The sequence below is a fragment of the Streptomyces sp. NPDC030995 genome (genome assembly GCF_055571215.1).
The window spans coordinates 19306-27108 of record NZ_JBVIFS010000025.1 but is presented as its reverse complement, the minus strand read 5'-3'; the positions used below and the strand labels follow the sequence as shown (position 1 = coordinate 27108).

Genomic DNA, 7803 nt, shown 5'->3' with positions numbered 1-7803 from the left:
CGGGGAAAAAAGTTTGCTTCGCCACCAAACACTTGGGCCCCCCCCCCAACCCCCCCCCCCGAACACCCGTGCGGGTCCCCTTCCCAGCCTCGCCGGCGTTTGAGGCGCGGGGGTCCGGGGGCGGAGCCCCCGGCAGCGGCGCCGCAGACGCATACGAACGGGCCGGGCCCAGGACCACAAGGTCCCGGGCCCGGCCCGTCTCCGTACAGCCAGCGGTCAGCTATGCGCGCGCAGCAAGCTGCGCATGGTCCGCATCGCCACCGACAGATTCGCCAGGTCGAAGTCGTCCGACCCCCGGATCTCGTCCAGAGTCGTCCGCGCCCGCCCGATGATCGCCGCGTTCTTCTCCTCCCACGCCTTGAAGCGCTCCTCGGGAGTCGAGGTGCCGTTGCCCACCGACAGCACATCGGCGGTCAGCGCCCCGTGCGCCGCGAACAGGTCCTCGCGGATGGAGGCGCGGGCCATGGACTGCCAGCGGTCGGACCGCGGCAGTTCGATGATCCGGTCCATCAGCTGGGTGATGTCCAGGCGGTCGGCGAGGTCGTAGTACACCTCGGCGACGCCCAGCGGGTCCACGCCGGTACGGTCCGAGATCGCGACGATGTCGAGCGTCGGGAAGGCCGAGGAGAATCCGGCGACCTTGGCCGCCAGCTCCTCCGGGACGCCCTCGCCGGTGAGCTCGTCGACGATCGACTGGTACCACTCCAGGTCGGCGCCGCGCACCAGCTTCGGCAGCTCGGCCCAGACCTCGGCCACCCGCTGCCCGAAGAAGGAGATGGTCTCGGTGATCTGGAGCGGCTGCGGCCGGTTGTTCAGCAGCCAGCGGGTACCGCGCTCGACCAGGCGCCGCGAGTGCAGCCGCACCCGGGTCTGGACGTCGGCGGCAACCCTGTTGTCGAGCGCCTCCACCGCGTCCCACACCTCGGCCAGGCCGAAGATCTCGCGGGCCGCGAGCTGCGCCCGGACGATCTCCTCCGTGGAGGCCCCCGTCTCCTCGCGCAGACGGTGCAGGAAGGTCGAACCACCGGTGTTGACGGTGTCGTTGACCAGGATCGTGGTGATGATCTCGCGGCGCAGCGCGTGTGCGTCGATCTGCTCCGGGAACTTCTGGAGCAGGGCGCCCGGGAAGTACGCGTGGAGCAGGCGGCGCAGGTACGGGTCGTCCGGCAGCTCGGTGTGGATGAGCTCGTCCGCCACCGTGATCTTGGTGTAGGCGAACAGGACGGCCAGCTCCGGCTGGGTCAGGCCCTTGCCGGTGTTGAGCAGCTCGCGGATCTGCCGGTCGGTGGGCAGGAACTCCAGCTCGCGGTTGAGCAGTCCCTCGCCCTCCAGGCGGCGCATGAAGCGCTGCTGGGCGTGGAGTAGGCTCGGGGCCTGCGCCGAGCCGTTGGCGAGCGCGGTGTTCTGCGCGTAGTTGTTCCGCAGCACCAGCGTGCCGACCTCGTCGGTCATCTGGGCGAGCAGCTTGTTGCGCTGCTTGACGGTCATGTCCCCGTCGGCGACGACCGCGTTGAGCAGGATCTTGATGTTCACCTCGTGGTCGGAGGTGTCCACGCCCGCGCTGTTGTCGATGGCGTCGGTGTTGACCTTGCCGCCGTTGTGGGCGAACTCGATCCGGCCGAGCTGGGTCAGGCCCAGGTTGCCGCCCTCGCCGATGACCTTGGCGCGTACCTCGGAGCCGTTGACGCGGATGGCGTCGTTGGCCTTGTCGCCGACGTCCGCGTGCGTCTCGGCCGTGGCCTTGACGTACGTACCGATGCCGCCGTTCCACAGCAAGTCGACGGGGGCCTGGAGGATGGCCTTCATGAGGTCGGCCGGGGTCATCTTGGTGACGCCCGCCTCGATGCCGAGGGCCTCGCGGACGTGCGCGTTGACCGGGATGGACTTCGCGGAACGCGGGTGGATGCCGCCGCCCGCCGAGATCAGCGCGGTGTCGTAGTCGGCCCACGAGGAGCGCGGCAGCTCGAACAGGCGCCGGCGCTCGGCGTACGAGGTGGCCGCGTCCGGGGTCGGGTCGATGAAGATGTGCCGGTGGTCGAAGGCGGCGACCAGGCGGATGTGCTCGGAGAGCAGCATGCCGTTGCCGAAGACGTCACCGGACATGTCGCCGACGCCGACGACGGTGAAGTCCTGGGTCTGGGTGTCGTGGCCGAGCTCGCGGAAGTGCCGCTTGACGGACTCCCACGCGCCGCGGGCGGTGATGCCCATGCCCTTGTGGTCGTAGCCGGCGCTGCCGCCCGACGCGAAGGCGTCGCCGAGCCAGAAGCCGTAGTCCTCGGCGACCCCGTTGGCGATGTCGGAGAAGGTGGCGGTGCCCTTGTCGGCGGCGACGACGAGGTAGGTGTCGTCCTCGTCGTGGCGGACCACGCCCTTCGGCGGCACGACCTCGCCGGCGACCATGTTGTCGGTGATGTCGAGCAGCGCCGAGATGAAGATCTTGTACGAGGCGATGCCCTCGGCGAGCCAGGCGTCGCGGTCCACCGACGGGTCGGGGAGGTTCTTCGCCACGAAGCCGCCCTTGGCACCGACCGGCACGATGACGGTGTTCTTGACCATCTGCGCCTTGACCAGGCCGAGGATCTCCGTACGGAAGTCCTCGCGGCGGTCGGACCAGCGCAGGCCGCCTCGGGCGACCTTGCCGAAGCGCAGGTGGACGCCCTCGACGCGCGGGGAGTACACCCAGATCTCGAAGGCCGGGCGCGGCGCCGGCAGGTCCGGGATGGCCTGCGGGTCGAACTTCATCGACACGTACGAGTGCTGCTCGCCCGCGTCGCCCAGCTGGAAGAAGTTGGTGCGCAGGGTGGCCTTGATGAGGGTGAGGAAGGCCCGCAGGATGCGGTCCTCGTCGAGCGAGGCGACCTGGTCCAGGGCCCCGTCGAGCTCCTCCAGCATGGCGTCCACGAGCTCGCTGCCGGCGGCCTGGCGGCCGGGCGACATCCGGGCCTCGAAGAGCGAGACCAGCAGCCGGGTGGTGTGGACGTTGTTGCGGAGGGTGTCCTCCATGTAGTCCTGGCTGAAGGTGGAGCCGGCCTGGCGCAGGTACTTGGCGTACGCGCGCAGGACGACGGCCTGGCGCCAGGTGAGACCGGCGCTCAGCACCAGGGTGTTGAAGTTGTCGTTCTCCGCGTCGCCCTGCCAGACCGCGGCGAAGGCGTCCTGGAAGCGCTCGCGGGCGTCGTCGCCGAGGTACGCGTCCCCGTTGCCCGTGGAGAGCGGCATCCGCAGACCGAAGTCGTAGATCCACGCGCTGACGCGGTCGGAGCGGCGCAGCTCGTAGGGGCGCTCGTCGGTGACCTCGACGCCGAGGCGGTGCAGCACCGGCAGGACCGCGGAGAGCGAGACCTGCTCGCCGGTGCGGAAGATCTTGAACCGGCGCTCCCCGGGGCCCGCGCCGACGGGCTCGTACAGCGAGAGCGCGAACTGGCGGTCGCTGGCGGCGAGGCGCTCCAGGTGGACCAGGTCGGCGACGGCGGCGCGCGGCGAGTGGTCGGCCTTGTAGCCCTCGGGGAAGGAGGTGCCGTAGCGGCGCAGCAGCTCGGCGGCGCGCTCCTCGCCGCACTCGGCGATCAGCGCCTCCTGGAAGCCGTCGGCCCAGGACCGGGCGGCCTCCACCAGGCGGGTCTCCAGGCGCTCGACGTCGGAGTCGGTCAGCGCGGGCAGCTCGGTGCCCTGCGGGACGCGGACCACGAAGTGGATGCGGGAGAGGATCGACTCGGTGTTCCAGGCGGTGAAGTCGACGCTGGTGCCGCCGAGCTCCTCCTTCAGGATGTCCATCAGCCGCAGCCGGACCCCGGTGGTGAACCGGTCGCGGGGCAGGTAGACGAGGGCCGAGTAGTAGCGCCCGTACTCGTCCTGGCGCAGGTACAGCCGCAGCCGGCGGCGCTCCTGGAGGTAGAGGACGGAGGTGACGATGGCCTGGAGCTGGTCGACCGGGGTCTGGAACAGCTCGTCGCGCGGGTAGGTCTCCAGGATCTGCAGCAGGTCGCGGCCGTCGTGGCTGTGCGGCGCGAAGCCGGCGCCTTCGAGGACCTCGACGACCTTGCGGCGGATGACGGGGACGCGGCGCACCGACTCGGTGTACGCGGCGGAGGAGAACAAGCCGAGGAAGCGGCGCTCGCCGACGACGTTGCCGTCGGCGTCGAACTTCTTGACGCCCACGTAGTCGAGGTACGAGGGGCGGTGCACGGTGGAACGGCTGTTGGCCTTCGTCAGCACCAGCAGGCGGTGCTCGCGGGCCTTGGCGCGGGCGTCGGCCGGCAGCCGGTTGAAGGACGGCGAGACCGGGTGGCCGTCGTCCTTGCCGCTGTGGTGCGGGTCGGAGCGCAGGATGCCGAGGCCGGTGCCGGGCACGGCGGCCAGGGAGTCGCCGTCGACGAGGTTGTACTCGCGGTAGCCGAGGAAGGTGAAGTGGTCGTCGGCGAGCCAGCGCAGCAGCTCGCGGGCCTCTTCGAGCTCGTACTCGCGCAGGTCGGGAGCGGTGGGCTCGTCGGGCAGGCCCTCGGCGATGCGCAGCGCGGAGTCGCGCATCTTCTCCCAGTCCTCGACGGACTCCCGTACGTCGGACAGGACGCGCAGCAGGTCGACGGTGATCTGCTTGAGGTCGGCGCGGTCGGTCTCGCGGTCCATCTCGACGTGGATCCAGGACTCGACGAGGGAGTCGTGGGGGCGCGCGGTACGGGGGCCGTGCGCGTCGCAGTCGGGGCCGAGGATCTCGATCAGCTTGCCGGTGACGTCACGGCGGACGACGACCTGCGGGTGGATCACGACGTGGATGCCGCGGCCCTGGCGGGACAGCTCGTTCGTCACGGAGTCCACGAGGAAGGGCATGTCGTCGGTGACCACCTCGACGACGGAGTGGCTGGAGGTCCAGCCGTTCTCCTCGACCGTGGGCGTGTGCACGCGTACGTTCGCGGTGCCCTGCGGCCGGTTCTCGGCGAGCCGGTAGTGCGAGAGCGCGGCTCCGAACACGTCGACCGGGTCGCGGTCCGAGAGGTCCTCGGGCGCCGTGTGCAGGTAGTAGCGCTGGAGATAGGCGAGCACCGTGTCCTGGTCTGGACGCTCTCCCTGCTCGGACCCAGTCGGAAGTAGCCCCCCGGCCGGGCTGTGCTCAGCTACCCGGGCCGCCCGTGCGAGCAGCTCGGCCTTTGCTTCGTCCAGCTTGGTCTGCATGTCCTCTGGCTCCTGTCGCGCGCCATTGCGTGACGTAGGTGAAGGAAGGAATGACGGAGCGCCGCCGCGAGGCGGGAGGTCCGTCCGTAATCGATATCGACGCTATGCCGTCGAGAGAGGCGGCCGGGAAGGAATCAGCCACGTTCGGCAGGAGGTCCCGGCAGCGGAAATCAGCGAAGGCCCGGGCACGGTGGTGCGCCGGGCGCAGGCCGGAGGCTCCAGTGCCCCCGATGACTATCGCGCTGATCACGGGTACAAGGCTATCTCGACCTACCCCCAGGTCGTCATTCACCGCATCCGTACAAATCTTGGGGTGGAACTTTGACACTCTGGCCAGCGACGTGACCGGCCAGGCGTGCAGGGGCCCTGTCCAGTAGCTATTCGGACAGCTCGCGAGCTGTCCGTACGGCCGCCGCCAGGGTGTCCACGACGGGCACCCCGGCCGATTCGAGACTGCTGCGGCTGTGCGAACCACCCGTGTAGAGGACGGCCCGGGCACCGACGTGGGCGGCGGCGAGGGCGTCGTCCACGGCGTCTCCGATGAGGACCGTACGGTCTGCGCTCACGCCCGTCCCGTCCAGGGCGGCCAGGTGGCGTACGAGGTGCCCCGCCTTGGAGGTGTGGGAGGGTCCGACCCGCCCGTCGACGCGCAGGAAGTGCCGGTCGATGCCGTGGGCCCGCACGAGCGGTACGAGCTTCTCGTGGGGCGCGAGGGACAGCAGGGACTGGGTGAGCCCGTCCGCCTGCCAGTCGTGGAGCAGCTGGCGGGCGCCTTCGGCGAGCCCGGCGTTCTCGGCGGCGGCCCAGTAGTGCCGGTGGAAGGTCTCGTCCATGACCAGCCACTCGTCCTCGGTGGGCAGCCGTCCCATGAGGCGCTCGTAGAACTTCGGCACCGGCACGACGTACAGGTCGCGGTAGGTCTCCAGGGTGATCGGCGCGAAGCCGAGCTCGGCGAAGGAGGCGTTGGTCGCGGCTATGACGGCGTCGATGTCGTGGAGCAGCGTGCCGTTCCAGTCCCAGACGATGTGCGGCGGGTTGGTCATTTGAGCAGCCCCGGAATCTCCTGCACGCCGAACCACAGCAGCTCGTGGTCCTCGGCTCCGTCGACGACGAACTGGGCGTCCGCGTCCCCGCCGTCGGCGGCGCCGAGGGCCTGCGCGGCGGCGGCGACGTCCTCCTCGGCGTCATCGGCGTCCACGTGCACGGCGGCGGCCACGGCGAGCCGGACGGCGGTGGCGAGGCTCACCTGGCCGAGGGTGGCCTCGTCGACGCCGGGGGTGGCGGTGGCGGCCTTGTCGTCGACGTCGAGGGCGACGACGACCCGACGGCGCGGTGCGCTCGCGTCCGCGGCGATCAGCCGCAGGGAGGCGGCGGCGGCCCGGCTCAGGGCCGCGTACTCCAGCTCCTCGATGTCGTCCGACACGTACCACTCGCGGAGCCCGGGGGTGACGCCGTACGCACGCAGCGGGGCGGGGCCCAGCTCACCCGCCTTGTGCACCTCGGCGAGCCCGGGGAGGGTCAGGGGGACGTACACGCGCATGGCCGGCTGCTTTCGGTAGTCGGAAACGCCCCCAGGATACGACCCGGAGGGGGCCGGCAGGGTGACGGTCGACGTACCCCATCGGGGTGCCCGGCCGAGCCCCGGAGGCGTCCACCCGGGTACGCACCCGCGGGCCGGCGGGGGCCGCGGGCCGGGCGGCGGGCACTCGGATAGGTGAACCGGACGGGCGGCCGGGCGGGGCGCCGGCGTGGTTGCGGAGCATGTTCGGCGGCCGTAGAAGATCCCCATCAAGTTACCGCCCGGTACTCCGCCGGGCCCGGCCTGTTCGGGGGCAGATCGCGATGGACACCACGACGCGCGGCACGATCGGCAACGACGGGAGCCGTCGCCGGCCCGCCGACCGGCCCCGGACCCGGCCCGCCGGGCGGCGCGACCCGAGGCGCCCCGCAGGACCCCCGCGGGCCCTGCGGCTCGGCCCGCACCACTGGTTCGCCGAACGCCTCCTGGCGGTGGTCAGCGGCCGCCGCCCGGTCCACTCGCTCCTGGGCCACACCGTCGGCCCCGCCTACCAGCAGCTGGTCACCCTGGCCCCCGAGGACCCCCTGCGCTACCGCCTCCGCCCGGTCATCCGCCAGTGCGGCCGCTTCACCCCGGGCCCGGGCGTCATCGAGGCCTTCGCCCGCATCGCCACGGGCGACCGCGTGACGGCGATGGCCTTCCGCCTCGAACAGGGCCCAGACCTCCGCTGGCGCTGCGCGGCAGTAGAAATCCAGGGCCCCCGCCCATGACCCGCCACACCCTCCAGCCCGGCCGCACCATCCAGCCCGGCCGCACCATCCAGCCCCGCCGCACCATCCAGCCCCGCCGGCGTTTGAGGCGCGGGGCCCGGGGCGGAGCCCCGCTCTTTCACCACCGCCGCACCATCCAGCCCCGCCGGCGTTTGAGGCGCGGGGTCTGGGGCGGAGCCCCGCTCTTTCAGCCCCGCCGGCGTTTGAGGCGCGGGGTCTGGGGCGGAGCCCCAGCAGCGGCGCCGCACCCGCACAACGCGGCCGGGGGGGGGGGGGGGGGGGGGGGGGGGGGGGGGGGGGGGGGGGGGGCAGAGAAAAGAGAGGGGGGGTTTTCGTTGGGGGAAG

At 71.6% G+C, this 7803-nt stretch carries 4 protein-coding genes; 1 reads left to right on the top strand and 3 read right to left on the bottom strand.

Annotated features, from left to right (window positions below):
- Positions 1–216: 216 nt before the first annotated feature.
- From ACZ45T_RS29105 to ACZ45T_RS29095, 3 genes are all read right to left on the bottom strand, one after another.
- Positions 217–5169: an NAD-glutamate dehydrogenase gene (locus ACZ45T_RS29105; RefSeq protein WP_468446424.1), complete on the bottom strand. Its 4953-nt coding sequence runs from the start codon at positions 5167–5169 to the stop codon at positions 217–219.
- A gap of 377 nt (positions 5170–5546) precedes the next feature.
- Positions 5547–6212 (bottom strand): HAD family hydrolase, encoded by a 666-nt coding sequence (locus tag ACZ45T_RS29100; protein ID WP_468446422.1) that lies wholly within the window; start codon positions 6210–6212, stop codon positions 5547–5549.
- Positions 6209–6709, bottom strand: coding sequence for a DUF6912 family protein (locus tag ACZ45T_RS29095; RefSeq protein ID WP_468446420.1), 501 nt, complete (start codon positions 6707–6709; stop codon positions 6209–6211). The genes ACZ45T_RS29100 and ACZ45T_RS29095 overlap by 4 nt, the downstream gene beginning before the upstream one ends.
- 302 nt (positions 6710–7011) lie before the next feature.
- Between ACZ45T_RS29095 and ACZ45T_RS29090 the strand changes: the two genes are divergently transcribed.
- Complete coding sequence (locus tag ACZ45T_RS29090) at positions 7012–7458, top strand: Rv3235 family protein (RefSeq protein ID WP_468446418.1); 447 nt, start codon at positions 7012–7014, stop codon at positions 7456–7458.
- The last annotated feature ends 345 nt before the right edge of the window (positions 7459–7803 follow it).

What these genes read in the sequence shown, in the direction of transcription:
- ACZ45T_RS29095 (WP_468446420.1), bottom strand. Translation starts at nt 6,709, where the DNA reads ATGCGCGTGTACGTCCCCCTGACCCTCCCCGGGCTCGCCGAGGTGCAC.
- ACZ45T_RS29100 (WP_468446422.1), bottom strand. Translation starts at nt 6,212, where the DNA reads ATGACCAACCCGCCGCACATCGTCTGGGACTGGAACGGCACGCTGCTC.
- ACZ45T_RS29090 (WP_468446418.1), top strand. Translation starts at nt 7,012, where the DNA reads ATGGACACCACGACGCGCGGCACGATCGGCAACGACGGGAGCCGTCGC.
- ACZ45T_RS29105 (WP_468446424.1), bottom strand. Translation starts at nt 5,169, where the DNA reads ATGCAGACCAAGCTGGACGAAGCAAAGGCCGAGCTGCTCGCACGGGCG.